Origin of the sequence: Frondihabitans peucedani, assembly GCF_039537585.1 — a bacterium.
In the GTDB taxonomy this organism is placed as follows: domain Bacteria; phylum Actinomycetota; class Actinomycetes; order Actinomycetales; family Microbacteriaceae; genus Frondihabitans; species Frondihabitans peucedani.
This window is the reverse complement of sequence record NZ_BAABAU010000001.1, coordinates 438555-452657: the sequence shown is the minus strand read 5'-3', so window position 1 is coordinate 452657 and position 14103 is coordinate 438555. Positions and strand designations below refer to the sequence as shown.

General features: G+C 71.3%; 12 protein-coding genes. 5 read left to right on the top strand and 7 right to left on the bottom strand.

The annotated features are described in order from the left end of the window. Window positions 1–16: 16 nt before the first annotated feature. The 6 genes from ABD733_RS02115 to ABD733_RS02090 all read right to left on the bottom strand — a co-directional run bounded on the left by ABD733_RS02115 (window position 17) and on the right by ABD733_RS02090 (window position 6157). The gene (locus ABD733_RS02115) at window positions 17–1366 is read right to left on the bottom strand and encodes a M20/M25/M40 family metallo-hydrolase (RefSeq protein ID WP_344793390.1); all 1350 of its coding nucleotides are present in this window, start codon (window positions 1364–1366) and stop codon (window positions 17–19) included. Window positions 1367–1436: 70 nt separating this feature from the next. Then, window positions 1437–1940, bottom strand: coding sequence for a DinB family protein (locus tag ABD733_RS02110; RefSeq protein WP_344793389.1), 504 nt, complete (start codon window positions 1938–1940; stop codon window positions 1437–1439). A gap of 84 nt (window positions 1941–2024) precedes the next feature. Continuing rightward, window positions 2025–2684 carry a methionine ABC transporter permease gene (locus tag ABD733_RS02105; RefSeq protein WP_344793388.1) on the bottom strand — a complete coding sequence of 220 codons (660 nt, stop codon included), beginning with the start codon at window positions 2682–2684 and terminating at the stop codon, window positions 2025–2027. Continuing rightward, on the bottom strand, window positions 2684–3733 hold the full coding sequence (locus ABD733_RS02100; protein ID WP_344793387.1) for a methionine ABC transporter ATP-binding protein: 1050 nt from the start codon (window positions 3731–3733) through the stop codon (window positions 2684–2686). Before ABD733_RS02100 ends, ABD733_RS02105 begins: the two co-directional genes overlap by 1 nt. Beyond that, the gene (locus ABD733_RS02095; protein ID WP_344793386.1) at window positions 3730–4674 is read right to left on the bottom strand and encodes a MetQ/NlpA family ABC transporter substrate-binding protein; all 945 of its coding nucleotides are present in this window, start codon (window positions 4672–4674) and stop codon (window positions 3730–3732) included. The genes ABD733_RS02100 and ABD733_RS02095 overlap by 4 nt, the downstream gene beginning before the upstream one ends. Window positions 4675–4789: 115 nt before the next feature. Next, complete coding sequence (locus ABD733_RS02090) at window positions 4790–6157, bottom strand: serine hydrolase (protein ID WP_344793385.1); 1368 nt, start codon at window positions 6155–6157, stop codon at window positions 4790–4792. Between the two features lie 34 nt (window positions 6158–6191). Here ABD733_RS02090 and ABD733_RS02085 point away from each other — a divergent pair, with 34 nt between their 5' ends. The 5 genes from ABD733_RS02085 to ABD733_RS02065 all read left to right on the top strand — a co-directional run bounded on the left by ABD733_RS02085 (window position 6192) and on the right by ABD733_RS02065 (window position 11857). Next, window positions 6192–7196 carry a LacI family DNA-binding transcriptional regulator gene (locus ABD733_RS02085; protein ID WP_344793384.1) on the top strand — a complete coding sequence of 335 codons (1005 nt, stop codon included), beginning with the start codon at window positions 6192–6194 and terminating at the stop codon, window positions 7194–7196. Window positions 7197–7247: 51 nt separating this feature from the next. Then, the gene (locus tag ABD733_RS02080) at window positions 7248–9344 is read left to right on the top strand and encodes an aldo/keto reductase (protein WP_344793383.1); all 2097 of its coding nucleotides are present in this window, start codon (window positions 7248–7250) and stop codon (window positions 9342–9344) included. A gap of 9 nt (window positions 9345–9353) precedes the next feature. After that, window positions 9354–9788 carry a hypothetical protein gene (locus ABD733_RS02075; RefSeq protein ID WP_344793382.1) on the top strand — a complete coding sequence of 145 codons (435 nt, stop codon included), beginning with the start codon at window positions 9354–9356 and terminating at the stop codon, window positions 9786–9788. Between the two features lie 249 nt (window positions 9789–10037). Next, window positions 10038–11042, top strand: a complete 1005-nt coding sequence (locus ABD733_RS02070) for an ATP-binding cassette domain-containing protein (protein ID WP_344793381.1) — start codon at window positions 10038–10040, stop codon at window positions 11040–11042. Continuing rightward, window positions 11039–11857: an ABC transporter permease gene (locus ABD733_RS02065; protein WP_344793380.1), complete on the top strand. Its 819-nt coding sequence runs from the start codon at window positions 11039–11041 to the stop codon at window positions 11855–11857. Before ABD733_RS02070 ends, ABD733_RS02065 begins: the two co-directional genes overlap by 4 nt. A 69-nt stretch (window positions 11858–11926) precedes the next feature. On the opposite strand, the gene ABD733_RS02060 is transcribed toward ABD733_RS02065, so the two are convergent. Next, on the bottom strand, window positions 11927–13978 hold the full coding sequence (locus ABD733_RS02060) for an acyl-CoA dehydrogenase family protein (protein WP_344793379.1): 2052 nt from the start codon (window positions 13976–13978) through the stop codon (window positions 11927–11929). Between the last annotated feature and the right edge of the window lie 125 nt (window positions 13979–14103).

Below are 14103 nucleotides of genomic sequence, written 5' to 3'. Positions count from 1 at the left end.
GGCCCGGCGCGGCATCTCAGCCGAGCACGGACCGGACGATCCGCCGGAGAGCGCTCGTCACGAGCGCCACCGACGCCACGTCCACCCGCTCGTCGGTGCTGTGCAGGAGACGGCGGACGTCGGCGTGGTTCCACCCGGGCGACAGCAGGCCGAACCCGTAGGCGGGGATGCCCTGCGAGCGGAAGTAGCGGCTGTCGGATCCTCCGGGCGCGATGACCGGGATCGCGTGCGCCTGGGGATAGGCAGCGGACACGGCCTCCCCGAGGGCGCGGAAGAGGGCGGTGTCGCTGGTCGAGCGCGCGGCCGGGTTGTCGCTGATCCTGCTGATCTCGACGCGGTCGGCCAGGGGGCCGAGCGCTTCGACGAGGTGGCGGTCGACGTCGTCGGGGGAGACGCCGGGAAGCGTGCGGATGTCCAGCTCGACCTCGGCGTGCGCCGGGATCACGTTGATGGCGTCGCCGCCGCGGATGACATCGGGCGAGATCGTCGTGTGGGTGACGGCGTGCGCGAGGCCGGCGAGCCTCCCGAGAGACCCGAGGGCGCCGTCGATCCGGGCGGGATCGGTGAGCGCTGCGGCGAGGTCGTGGTCGACACCGAGGGCGCCGACGTACTGCGGCCAGAGCTCGTCGATGACCGGGGGGACGGGGTGCTCCACGATCCTGCCGACCGCCTGGGCCGCGGTCACGACCGCGTTGCTCGAGCCCCAGGGGGTGGACGCGTGCCCGGGATGACCCGACACGGCGAGGCGCCGGGTCGAGATGCCCTTCTCGCCGACCGTCACGGTGACGCCGCGCACCTCGGAGTCGACGCTCAGCGGCACGCCGCCCGACTCGCTCAGGACCCCGTCGGCCCGCACCAGCTCGGGACGGTTCTCGGCGAGCCAGCGGGCTCCGAAGCCGCCGCCGGCCTCCTCGTCGGCGACGGCGGCGAAGACGAGATCGCCCCTGAGTCGCGTGCCGGTCGCGGCCAGCTCGCGGATGACGGTCGCGTAGGCGGCGGTCAGGTGCAGCATGTCGAGAGCGCCGCGCCCCCAGACGACGCCGTCGACGAGCTCGGCCGCGAACGGGTCGTGCTGCCAGCCGCGCGCGACGGGCACGACGTCGAGGTGGCCGAGGAGGAGCAGAGCCGGGGCCTCCGGGTCGGTGCCCCGGTGGCGCGCGACGAGCGACGTGCGGCCCGGGTGCGGCTCGACGATCTCCCACGTCAGCGAGGAGCCCTGGAAGAAGCGCTCGAGAGTCGCGACGCTCCGGTGCTCCTGGCCGGAGTCGGGGCTGCCGTCGTTGACGCAGGCGTTGCGGATCAGGTCGCGGAGGAGCTCGACCGTGTCGGTCGTCGCCTGGTCATCGGGCACTGCGGCACTCGTCATCCCTCGACCCTAGGGCTCCGGGGCGCCCTGGGTGGCCTCCGCCGCGCGCCGAGGCGGTACTCGAGGAGGCCTAGTCGCAGACGACCCCGTCGGCGATCTCGCGCAGGATGTCGAGGTGGCCGTTGTGCCGGGAGTTCTCCTCGATCAGGTGCATGATCACCCAGCGGAGCGTCGGCAGGACGCCGGACCGGAACGGCGTGACCGACCGGTCGTCGAGATCGAGCTTCTCGATCAGCGCGTCGGTGCGGACGATCTGCTCCCGGTAGCCGGCGATGATGTCGTCGAGCGGCAGGATCGCGCCGTCGAGGAACTCCTGGTCGGGCGACTCGTCGGTCCACGGCCCGAGGTCGGGTCCGCCGACGAACCGGTTCTCGATCCAGGAGTGCTCCACCCAGCGGAGGTGGTTCAGGACGCCGCCGACGGTCGACATCGGCGAGGTCGGCAGGGGAGCGGCTGCGGCATCGGCGTCGCTCAGCCCGGAGGCCTTCTCGATCGCGGTGTCGCGCGTGTACTGCAGCATCGTCAGCAGGGTCGAGCGTTCGTCCCACTCGGTGGGGTGGTCGGTGCGTTCCATGCACCGAGTGTGGCGCACCCGGGGCTCCGGAGGCGAGCATCCTGCCGGATCAGCGCCGCAGCGCCCGAGCGCCGCGGCGCGCGATCAGCGCCGCAGCGCCCGCCGCGCCAGGTGGTTGCCGACGAACTGCCCGAGCTGCACGAGCACGACGATCGCGGCGACCGTGATCCACACGACGACCCAGTTGTTCCGCTGCGATCCCGAGGTGACGGCGAAGTCGCCGAGACCGCCGCCGCCGACGAGGCCCGCCTGAGCCGACATGTCGACGATCCCCACGAAGATGAACGAGTAGCCGAGGATCAGAGGGCCGAGGCCCTCCGGGATCAGCACCGTGAAGATGATCCTGCCGGGGCCCGCTCCGACCGCGCGGGCAGCCTCGATCACGCCGGGGTCGATGCCGACGAGGCTCTGCTCGACGATCCGCGAGACGGCGAACGCGGCTGCCAGCGACAGCGCGAACGTCGCCGCCTGAGGCCCGATGGTCGTGCCGATCACGTTCTTCGTCAGAGGACCGATCGCCGTGATGAAGATCACGAACGGGATCGGCCGGACGATGTTCACCACGACGTTCAGCACCGTGAAGACGACGCGGTTCGACAGCAGGTTGCCCGGGCGCGTGACGTACAGGCCGATCCCGAGGGCGAGACCCAGGATGCCGGCGGCGACGAGCGATACGAAGACGATGAAGAGCGTGGTCCAGATCGCGGTGACGAAGACGTCGATGTTGCTGAGGAAGTAGTCCATCAGTCCTCCTCGTTCCAGGTGATGCCGCGGTCCGTCAGAGCGCCGAGCGCCCGGTCGATCTCGGCGTCCGAGCCCGAGAGCTCGTACGTCAGAGCCCCGATCGCCCGCTGCTGCAGCTCGCTGATGCCGCCGAACACGAGCTCGGCGTCGACACCGGCGTCCGCGAACGCGGCGGCGACCACGCCGATGAAGTTCTTGATCTCCGCGACCTGGATCGTCGCGATCCTGCCCGGGTGGTTCTGGCGCAGTCGCCCGAGGGTCTCGGGCGAGGGGCGGTCCTGCAGGACCGAGCGGACGAAGCGCGCGGCCGCCGGGGTCGACGGCTTCGAGAACACGTCGTACACCTCGCCCTGCTCGACGACGCGGCCCGCGTCCATGACCACGACCCGGTCGGCGATCGCCCGGATGGCGTCCATCTCGTGCGTGATGACGACGACGGTCACGCCGAGGTCGCGGTTGATCCGGCGGAGGAGTGCCAGCACGTCGGAGGTGGTCTCGGGGTCGAGAGCGCTCGTGGCCTCGTCGGCGAGCAGGATCCTCGGGCTCGTCGCCAGGGCCCGCGCGATGCCGACGCGCTGCTTCTGCCCTCCCGAAAGCTGCTCGGGATAGCTGTAGGCGCGGTCGAGGAGCCCCACGAAGTCGAGCACCTCCGCGATCCGGGCGTCGCGCTCGGCACGGCCGAGGCCGGCGACGCGGAGCGGGAACCCCACGTTGCCGGCCACGGTGCGCGAGCGGAACAGGTTGAACTGCTGGAAGATCATGCCGATGCCCTGACGGACCTCGCGGAGGCGGCTCTCCGGGAGCGCGGTCAGCTCGTCGTCGCCGACGAAGACCCGTCCCGAGGTCGGCAGCTCTAGGGCGTTGATCAGCCGGACCAGCGTCGACTTGCCGGCGCCCGAGTAGCCGATGACGCCCAGGATCTCGCCCTCCCGGACGTCCAGGCTGACGTCGTCGACGGCGATCCTGGGGCCGTCCGGCGTCGGGTACGACTTGGTGACGCCCTCGAGGCGGACGAGGTTCTTCTGGCGGGTCTCGGGAACAGGGCTCACGACTTCGAGGCGGCCTTGGCGTCGCTCTCGACGGTGGCGAGCTCCTTCTGCAGGTCGGCGGCCGAGGTGCTGCGGAAGACGGCGGTGCCGGCGTTCGCCTCCTGGACGCCCTTCTCGACGCTGGCGGTGTGGTAGAGCTTCGCGAGCTTCAGGTAGAGGGCGTTGTCGGCGTCCTTCTTCTGCGCGACGAAGACGTTGACGTAGGGTGCGGCGCTCGTCGACGACGGGTCGTCCTTGAAGATGGCGTCCGACTTCGAGAGGCCGCCGGTGGTGGCGTAGTTCTGGTTGACGATCGCGGCCGCGACCGATCCGGCCTTCAGCGCGCCCGCGGTCTGCGAGGCGTCGATCGGCGTCACGTCGACCTGGTGGCTGACGATGTCGCTCGAGGTCGAGAACGCGTTGCCGCCGTCCTTCAGCTTCAGGAGGCCGGCCGACTGCAGGATGAGGAGGCCGCGCGCCTCGTTCACGGCGTCGTTCGGGATCGCGACCTTCGCGCCCTCGGGGATCTTCGACGCGCTGGAGTACTTCGTCGAGTACAGCGGCAGCGGGTAGACGGCGGTGGCGCCGATCGGCTGCAGGTCGTCGCCGTTCGTGACGTTGTAGTTCGCGAGGTACTGGATGTGCTGGAACTCGTTGAGGTCCGTCTGGCCCTGGCTGAGCGCCGGGTTCGGCAGGCTGTAGTCGGTGAAGTTGACCAGCTTGACGGTGACGCCGAGCTTCTTCTTCGCGAGCGCCTGGTAGGTCTTCCAGTACGGCTCGGCCTTGTCGGCGACGCCGATCGACACCGTCTTTCCTGCGGCGGAGGCGCCGTTCGAGCGGTTCGACACGACCGCGATCACGACGATCACGGCGATGACGACGACCGCGGCGATGATGCCGATCAGGAGGCCGGGGCCGCGCTTGGCGCGCTGCGGCAGCTGAGGAGCGGAGGAGGTGGACATCGTGGTGCCTCTTTCGTGGAACGACAGGTGATCAGGGCCCGGGAGCCTAGGTCAACGAGCCTTCCAGGGCCTCGCGCACCTGTCGAAACGCGTTTCGCCGTGTGACGCTCCCGCCTCAGCGCGGCATCCGCAGCTCGGCGAGCGGCCCGCCGTGCAGCGGCGACGTCTCCCAGCGCGACATGAAGGTGCCGGCTGCCGGGTCGAGGGTCAGGTGGAGCCGGTGGGGCGTCTCGACGAAGACGACATCGACCGTCGACCCTCCGCCCGAGACGGCGAACGCGTCGGTCACCCTCCAGGAGCCGCGCCCGATCGGCAGGACGAGCGGGTCGCCGCCCTCCTCGAGCGACACGGCGCCGTCGGCGACGGTGATCGAGGTCACTGTCGGCACGTCGTTCCCCGGGGCGGCCGCGAAGGTCCCGTCGGGCAGGTCGTCGCCCGCGACCGGTGCGAGGTGGAGGTCGGCCAGTCGCGCGGCGAGGGCCTCGTCGGCACCGGGCTGCGGGTCGCGGTCGATCGCCGGGAGCAGGTGCTCCCACGCGGCGTCGAGCACGGCCTGCATGTCGGGGCTCTGGCTCGTGATCGCCACGACGACGTCCTGCTCGGGCAGGATCACGCAGTACTGGCCGTACGCGCCGTCGCCGCGGAACCCGTGCCTGGCCATCCAGAACTGGAACCCGTAGCCCTGCCGCCAGTCGATCTTGTCCTCGTCGGGGTTGTCGATGTGCGACCGGGTCGCCTCCTCGACGTACTCGGCCGACAGGAGCTGCTCGCCCTCCCAGACGCCCTTCTGCAGGTACAGCTGGCCGAGCTTCGCCACCGCCGAGGTCGGTGCGTGGAATCCGCTGAACCCGAGCTGCCTGCCCGAGTCGTCGCGCCTCCAGCCGACCTCGCCGATCCCCAGCTTGTCGAACAGCCTCGGACGCAGGTAGTCGGTGAGCGACTGGCCGCTCGCCCGCTGAATGATGGCGCCGACCGTGAAGGTGCACGGCTGGTTGTAGCAGAACAGGGTGCCCGGCTCCTCGTCGGGCGGGATCATCAGGAACCCGCGCACGAGGTCGACCGGGTCGAGGGCGTAGGCGCGGTCCACGGTCTCCTCGCGGTGGCCGCTGGCCATCGCCAGGAGGTGACGCACCCGGATCCTGCGCGAGCGCTCGTCGGTGATCTCGGCATCGAGCTCGGGGAAGTGGCTGATGATCGTGTCGTCGAGCCCGAGGAGGCCCTCGGCGATCGCGAATCCGACCGCGGTCGAGGTGAAGCTCTTGCTGAGCGAGTAGAGCAGGTGCACCCGGTCGGGGGAGTACGGACCCCACCAGCCCTGGGCGACGACGCGGCCGTGACGCAGGATCATGAGACCGTGCGGCTCGACGTCGGCCGCCTGCTCGAGCGCGGTCACGAACCGGTCGATGCCGGAGGCGTCGATCCCTTCGGCGGTGGGGGAACTCTCGGGCAGCGCCTTCGTCGGCGTGAGCTGGTCATCGGTCACGGGGCCAGCCTACGCACGTTGCTACAGTGCCACCATGAACGCGGAGCCCGAGCGGCACAAGCGAGCGACGGTCATCGACGTCGCCCGCGCCGCCGGCGTGTCGCGCCAGACGGTGACGCGGGCCATGAACGACATGGACGGCATCAGCGCGGCGACCAGGCAGAGGGTCCTCGACGTCGCCAAGGAGCTCCGGTACCGGCCGAGCAGGTTCGGCCGCGGGCTCGTCGTCGGGCACCGGCCCGCCCTCGGCCTCGTGACCGAGGGGCTCACGAACCCGTACTTCCCGGAGCTCGCCGACGGAGTCGTCGAGGCGGCGACGGCCGCCGGCTGGAACGTCCTGGTCACCGACGGCTCACACGACGGCGGCGATCCGCGGCGGTTCCTCCGCGAGGTCGCCGACCAGGTCGACGCCGTCATCGGCTACTTCCGCATCGGCCCCGACGCCTTCGACGACGTGTTCGGCGACCTCCCCGTGGTCGTCCTCGAGGGGACCGCCGAAGACGGACACCGCGGCGTCGTGGAGATCGACTTCGCTCCCGGGCTCGACGCCGGGATCGAGCACCTCCTGGAGACCGGGCGTCGCCGGATCGTCATGATCGACTCCCGGTCGGCCGCGGCCCCGTCCCGGCGGACGGCCGCCTTCCGTGCCGCGATGGAGAGGCACGGGCTCGACCCGCTCGTGGTGTTCGAGGGCGACTCCGGCGGAGACGCGGCCGGAGCGGTCGCCCGGGCACTCCGCGAGGCGCCCGACGTCGACGCCTTCATGACGTTCAACGACCTGCACGCGTTCGCCGTCCTCAAGGCCGTGCAGCACGCCGGGCTCGAGGTGCCCGACAGGTGCGCCGTGCTCGGGATCGACGGGCTCGCGATGGGCGTCGTCAGCAGCCCCGAGCTGTCGAGCCTCGACCTCGACATCGCCGCGGTCGGCAGGATCGCGGTCGAGCTCGCGATCGGGATGCAGACCGGTGCGCTCCCGTCCTCCGGCCCCGAGGTGCACCGGGTCGTCCGGCACACGCTGCTGCTGCGCGAATCCGCCTGACTTCGGCGAGGCCCCTTGCCCGCCTCGCCGAAGCCTTGGTAGCGTCCCTACGTGAACGTTCACGGCGATGGTGCAGAACAGGTGTCCGACTCGAGCGGCGGGGCGGTGGCGGAGACCGCCGAGTCCCGGCGGACGATCCGCTGGGGGATCGCGGGGCCCGGGACGATCTCGCGGAGATTCGGCTCGCAGCTCCTGACGAGCGAGGTCGGAGTCCTCGCCGGCGTCGCCAGCAGGTCCCTCGAGCGGGCGCAGGCCTTCGCCGACGAGTTCGGCCCGCAGGATGCAGCCGCGGGCGTCGCCGTCTACGGCTCGTACGACGAGCTGTTCGAGGATCCTGCCATCGACGCGGTCTACATCGGCACCGTGCACACGGAGCACGTGCGTCTCGCGATGCGCGCTCTCGAGGCTGGCAAGCACGTCGTCTGCGAGAAGCCGATGGCCGTCGACCACGCCGGCGTCATGCGACTCGTCGAGGCCGCTCGCGACGCCGGGGTCTACCTCGCCGAGGGCTTCATGTACCGCTTCCACCCGCAGATCGCCCGCTTCGCCGAGCTCCTCGAGAGCGGCGCCATCGGGACGATCCAGCACGTCGACGCCTCGTTCGCCTTCGCGACCGACGCCGCGTCCGACCACCGCCTGGCGAACCCCGAGCTCGCGGGCGGCGGGATCCTCGACGTCGGCGGCTACCCCGTCTCGGTCGCGCGGCTCGTCGCCGGGATCGCCGAGGGCCGCTCGTTCGCATCGGGCACGGCCTTCGCGGAGCCCGTGTCGCTGACCGCCGTCGGCACCCTGAGCCCCGAGGGCGTCGACGAGTGGGCAACCGCCTCCCTCGTGTTCCCGTCGGGCGTGACCGCGAACGTCCGCTCGGGGATCCGCCTGCAGGACGACAACGAGGTCACCGTGATCGGATCCGCCGGCAGGATCACGCTGCGCGACCCGTGGCTCCCCAGCGAGACCGAGGGATCGGACATCGACCTCGACGTCGTCGGGCGGCCCCGCGAGACCATCCACATCGCCGGCGACCGGCAGTGGGGGCTCGAGGGCGACGCCGTCGCGAGCAACCACGCCGCGGGGCAGAGCCCCGAGATCACCTGGGCCGACAGCCTCGGGAACGCGGCGACGCTCGACCGCTGGCGCGACGCCATCGGCCTGCGCTACCCCTTCGAGGCCGACACCGCCTTCGTGCCCACGGCCGACGGGCGTCCGCTCCGGGTCCGCGACGGCTCGACGATGCGCTACGGCACCATCGCCGGGATCGACAAGCCCGTCTCCAGGCTCGTCCTCGGCTGCGACAACCAGCGGACCCTCGGACACGCGACCGCCATGTTCGACCACTTCACGGAGCTCGGCGGCAACACCTTCGACACCGGCTACGTCTACGGGAACGGCCTGATGGAGCGCCTCCTCGGGCAGTGGATCACGAACCGGGGCATCCGCGACGACATCGTCGTCATCGGCAAGGGCGCGCACACGCCGCACTGCGATCCCGAGTCGATCACCCGCCAGCTCGGCGAGACGCTCGACCGGCTGCAGACCGACCACCTCGACCTCTACCTGATGCACCGCGACAACCCCGCGATCCCCGTCGGCGAATTCGTCGACGTCCTCGACGAGCACGCCAGGGCCGGCAGGATCCGCGCCTTCGGCGGCTCGAACTGGACCATCTCGCGCTACCAGGAGGCCCTCGACTACGCCGCCGCGAACGGCAAGCAGGGGTTCGCCGCGCTCAGCGACCACTTCGGGCTCGCCCGAGCGCTCGACGTGCCGTGGGCAGGATGCGAGCACGTCACCGAGCCCGCCGACCGCGAGTGGCTCGAGCGCACGGGCACCGCGCTCCTGCCGTGGTCGTCGCAGGCCCGCGGCTTCTTCGCGCGCGCCGATCCCGCGGACCTCTCCGACGCCGAGCTCGTCCGCTGCTACTACAGCGACGACAACTTCGAGCGTCTCGCCCGGGCCCGCTCGCTCGCCGACGAGCTGGGAGTGCAGCCCACCGCGGTGGCGCTGGCCTACGTGCTGGCGCAGAGCTTCCCGACCTTCGCGCTCTTCGGGCCGCGCTCGCTCGAGGAGACCAGGACCTCGATGGCCGGGCTCGCGATCGACCTCACGCCGGAGCAGGTGGCCTGGCTCGACCTCCGAGGAGACCGCTAACCTCGGGGCATGAGCCTCGACCAGTCCTCCCTCCCGCTCGTGTGGGTGACCGTCGCCATCCTCGCCGGAGGCTTCGCCCGGACCCGCAACCGGTCGGCCTGGTACTGGTTCCTGCTCGTGCTGTTCTTCGGGCCGATCGCGGCCGCCTGCCTCGTGATCTGGCCGGCCCGACCGCTCGTGCGCGACGCGGCACCGGCGCCGACGCCGAGCGACCGCCAGGCGGCCGGGCGGACCCTGGCCGCGGGGATCGTCGCCCTCGTCGGAGGTGCGGCCTGGGTCGCCGCCATCGCGACGGTCGCCTCCGGGATCTGGCCCTCGGTGTCGGTGGACGGGTCGACGGCGATCGAGAACCTCGTCTTCGGGGGTCTCCTCACGCTCGGGGGGATCGCCCTCGTGGTCGTGGCGAGCATCCTGCTGGCTCGGAGTCGGCCCGCGGTCGTCTGACTGTCGCCCTGGGCCTCGAGAGGCCGATTTCCGCCCTCCGCTCGGAGTCGCCCGGGCGGATCGTGGCCGCTCGGCGCCCGGCGGCGGCCTCCGGGGGCAGGATGTGCGCCTTGGCCGCGCTGACAGCAGGACACCGCCGGCGACAGAGCACGTAAGCGCGTGCAAGCGCCGCGTGAGCGCCGTGCAAGCGGGGGACCGCAGGATCGTCGCAGCAGGACATCCTGCGGCAGCCACCCCCGAAAGGAAATCATGAGCACCCAGAGCGACTGGGCCGTCGAGGCCCACGGGCTTGTCAAGGTCTTCGGCGAGAACCGCGCCGTCGACGGGGTCGACCTGAACGTCCGGGCCGGAACCGTCTACGGCGTCCTCGGACCGAACGGCGCCGGCAAGTCCACCACCATCAGCATGCTCGCCACCCTCCTCCGCCCCGACGGCGGCGAGGCCCGCGTCTTCGGCCACGACGTCGTCAGGGAGGCGCAGGTCGTCCGCCAGCTGATCGGCGTCACCGCGCAGTTCGCCTCCGTCGACGAGAAGCTGTCGGCGACCGAGAACCTCGTCATCTTCTCCCGCCTCCTCGGGCTCTCCCGCTCGGAGGCACGACGGAAGAGCCGTGAGCTCCTCGAGGAGTTCGGCCTGACCGAGGCCGCCAAGCGCCCCCTCGCGAAGTTCTCCGGCGGTATGCGGCGCCGGCTCGACCTGGCGGCCAGCCTGATCGCGCAGCCGCCGCTGATCTTCCTGGACGAGCCGACGACCGGCCTCGACCCGCGCACCCGCTCGCAGATGTGGGACACCATCCGGCGCCTCGTGGCATCGGGCTCGACCGTCCTGCTGACGACGCAGTACCTCGAGGAGGCGGACCAGCTCGCCGACCGCGTCGCCGTCATCGACTCCGGCCGCGTCGTGGCCGAGGGGACCGCCGACGAGCTCAAGGCGTCCGTCGGCGAGTCGTCGCTGCAGCTCCGCCTCACCGACCCGGGAGACGTGCAGGATGCTCGGCGCGTCATCCGGGACGTCCTCGGCGTCGAGGCGGTCGTCTCCCCGGAGGCCGGACGCATCACGGCTCCCATGGCCGACCCCGACCGGGTCACCGACCTGTTCATCACCTTCCGCGAGGCCGGGATCCGGCTCGCCGAGATGAGCGTCCAGAAGCCGACGCTCGACGAGGTCTTCCTGACCCTCACCGGCCACGGCGTCGCCAGCGACGCCGAGGCCCCCACCGACAGCGCCGCCCAGAAGGAGAGGGTCTCCGCATGACCACCACCGCCACCATCGCCGCCGGGAGCACCCGGCAGCTCAAGAACCACGTCAGCCTCGGCCAGACGGTCCGCCATTCGTTCACGATGGCGTACCGCGGCCTGCTCAAGGTGCGCCGCACCCCGGAGCAGCTGATCGACGTGACCGTCCAGCCGATCCTGTTCACGCTGATGTTCACCTATCTCTTCGGAGGCGCCATCGCGGGCGGCGTCGCGGCCTACCTGCCGCTGATTATCCCCGGGATCCTGGTGCAGACGGTGATCACGGGGTCTGTGACGACGGGCGTCCAGCTCCGCGAGGACATGGACAAGGGCGTGTTCGACCGCTTCAAGTCGCTGCCGATCGCCCGGATCGCGCCGCTCTCCGGTGCTCTGCTCGCCGACACGATCCGGTACGCGATCGCGACGACGCTCACCCTCGTGATGGGCGTGATCCTCGGCTGGCGTCCCGGCGGCGGCTTCGGCTTCGTCGTCGTGGCCGCACTCCTGGTGATCGTCTGCGCCTGGTCGCTCAGCTGGATCTTCGCGTTCTTCGGTGTCGTCGCCCGGAGCGCGTCGAGCGTGCAGGGGATCTCGTTCCTGATCCTGTTTCCGCTGACGTTCCTCTCGAACGCGTTCGTGCCGACGAAGAGCCTGCCCGACTGGCTGGCCTGGTTCGCGAACGCCAACCCGGTGTCGCACATCGTCTCGGGGGTGCGCGCCCTCGCCAACACCGGCGAGTGGACCGTCGACGTCTGGCTCGCCCTGCTCGGGGCCGCCGTCGTGGTCGCGATCTTCGCGCCGCTCACCGTGCGGGCCTACATGCGGAAGGCCTGACCGCCTCGTCGAGAGGCCGATATCCGCCCCTGCCGCAGACAGCGGGGGCGGATATCGGCCGCTCGACCGCTACCGCCGGGCCGCGTGCGCCGCGGCCTCGTCCTGCCGGGCCTGCTCGGCACCCGACGCGATCGGCGCGCGCACGTGCTCCGGCGCGAAGCCGAACGCCTCGACCAGGTCGAGAGCGTGCGGCCGCAGCCGCGGCAGCAGCCGGTCGTCGATGTAGTCGGTGATCGCGGTGGCGCGCTGGGCGGACAGCCGGCCGTGGATCAGGTACCAGGCGAGCTGCTTCTCGATGAGCGAGAGCCCGAACAGGTCGCGGAGCCAGGTGAGCACCGTCCGGGTCACAGGATCCTGGACCTCCGAGAGTGCGTCGGTGAACGCCTCCCACTGCAGGAGCTCGGCGTGGGCGCGGGCCGCCTCGATCAGCTCGTTCTGGTTCGAGTCGAAGAGCCGCGCGGCCTCGACCGGCGAGGCTTTCGCGGCGGGCCGGAGTCGCGCGGCGATACCCGCGACCATCGTCTCGACGCGGCCGGTCAGGAGTGCGCGCTGCGACTCCTCGTCGCGGACGTGCCCGACGGCACGGCCGGTCGACCCGCGGTCGGTGACGTTCTGCGCGAGGCGGCGGAGTCCGGAGCGGTCGGTCGCGGCCTGGCCGACCTGGCCCGCGACGATCCCGGCCACGGTCTTCGCGTCGGCGCCTCTGAACTTCTTCGCGTAGTCGCCGAGCAGCCGCTTCGCGACGAGCTGCAGAAGCACCGTGTTGTCACCCTCGAACGTCGCGTAGACGTCGAGGTCGGCCCGGAGCTGCGTGAGCCGGTTCTCGGCCAGGAACCCCGCGCCGCCGCACGCCTCACGGCTCTCCTGCAGGATGTCCAGGGCGTTCCAGGTGCTCAGCGATTTGAGGCCGGCCGCGAGGGTCTCGAGATCCTGCCGGTCGGCGTCCGTGTCGTGCTCGCCCGAGAAGACGCCGTCGAACGCGGCGAGCAGCTTCTCGTGCGCGAACGACATCGCGTACGTCGTCGCGAGCCGGGGCAGGAGTCGGCGCTGGTGACGCTGGTAGTCGAGGACCACCTCTTCGCGGCCCGGGTCGGCCGCGGTGAACTGGCGCCGCTCGGATCCGTAGGTGATCGCGATCTTCAGGGCCAGCTTCGACGCGACGACCGCGGCGCCGTCGAGGGACACCCGTCCCTGGACGAGCGTGCCGATCATGGTGAAGAAGCGGCGGCCCTTGCTGGCGATCGGCGACGAGTAGGTGCCGTCGGGGGCGACGTCGCCGTAGCGGTTCAGCAGGTTCGTCCGGGGCACCCGCACGCCGTCGAAGTGCAGCCTGCCGTTGTCGATCCCGTTGAGGCCGCCCTTCAGCCCGTCGTCCTCGCCGCCGACGCCGGGCAGGAACCCCTGGTCGTCGCGGATCGGCACGTAGAACGCGTGGACCCCCTGGCCCTGTCCGTCGGTCACGAGCTGGGCGAAGACGACCGCGGCGCGGCCGTGGACGGCGGCGTTGCCGAGGTAGTCCTTCCAGGCGGCCCGGAACGGCGTCTGGATGACGAACTCCTCGGTCGCAGGATCGTACGTGGCCGTCGTCCCGATCGACGCGACGTCGGAGCCGTGGCCGGTCTCGGTCATCGCGAAGGCGCCGGGCACCTCGAGGCTCATGATCGCGGGCAGGAACGTGTCGTGGTGGTACTCGGTGCCGAGGTGCAGGACCGCCGAGCCGAAGAGTCCCCACTGGACGCCCGCCTTGATCTGGAGCGACGGGTCGGCGGTGACGATCTCCTCGAAGGCGGCGATGTTGCCGCCGTGGTCGTCGAGCCCGCCGAGGCGCTTCGGGAACGCCCGCAGCACGGCGTCGCGGTCGAGGAGGTGCTGGAGCTGGCCGAAGACCCGCTCCCGCTGCTCGTCGAGGGTCAGGTCGCTGCGGCGGTGGAAGGCGTCGTCGCGGAGGAGCTCGCGCGAGTGCTTCCGCGCCTCCGCCCAGCGGCCGAGGAGCTGCTCGCCGAGCGCAGCCACGTCGATCCGCTCAGAAGTGGCGGCCCCTGGGGCGGCCGCCGCGCGGCGCGCCGGCGGCGAGACGGGCGGCACGGTGCGGGTGGTCGGGTTCTCGTCGAGACGGGTCATCAGCGCTGATTCTCTCCGGGTTGCGGCTTCGGACGGAGCGGACTCCGTCACGGTACGTCGCGGCCGTCGAGGGTCGAAATCAGTCGTGGACGAGCCACGAGGCGTGACGCAGGATCACCCGCACC

Bases quoted from the DNA above. Each gene is read 5' to 3' on its own strand.
- ABD733_RS02105 (WP_344793388.1), bottom strand. From the start codon at position 2,684: ATGGACTACTTCCTCAGCAACATCGACGTCTTCGTCACCGCGATCTGG.
- ABD733_RS02065 (WP_344793380.1), top strand. From the start codon at position 11,039: ATGACCACCACCGCCACCATCGCCGCCGGGAGCACCCGGCAGCTCAAG.
- ABD733_RS02115 (WP_344793390.1), bottom strand. From the start codon at position 1,366: ATGACGAGTGCCGCAGTGCCCGATGACCAGGCGACGACCGACACGGTC.
- ABD733_RS02110 (WP_344793389.1), bottom strand. From the start codon at position 1,940: ATGGAACGCACCGACCACCCCACCGAGTGGGACGAACGCTCGACCCTG.
- ABD733_RS02095 (WP_344793386.1), bottom strand. From the start codon at position 4,674: ATGTCCACCTCCTCCGCTCCTCAGCTGCCGCAGCGCGCCAAGCGCGGC.
- ABD733_RS02085 (WP_344793384.1), top strand. From the start codon at position 6,192: ATGAACGCGGAGCCCGAGCGGCACAAGCGAGCGACGGTCATCGACGTC.
- ABD733_RS02060 (WP_344793379.1), bottom strand. From the start codon at position 13,978: ATGACCCGTCTCGACGAGAACCCGACCACCCGCACCGTGCCGCCCGTC.
- ABD733_RS02070 (WP_344793381.1), top strand. From the start codon at position 10,038: ATGAGCACCCAGAGCGACTGGGCCGTCGAGGCCCACGGGCTTGTCAAG.
- ABD733_RS02075 (WP_344793382.1), top strand. From the start codon at position 9,354: ATGAGCCTCGACCAGTCCTCCCTCCCGCTCGTGTGGGTGACCGTCGCC.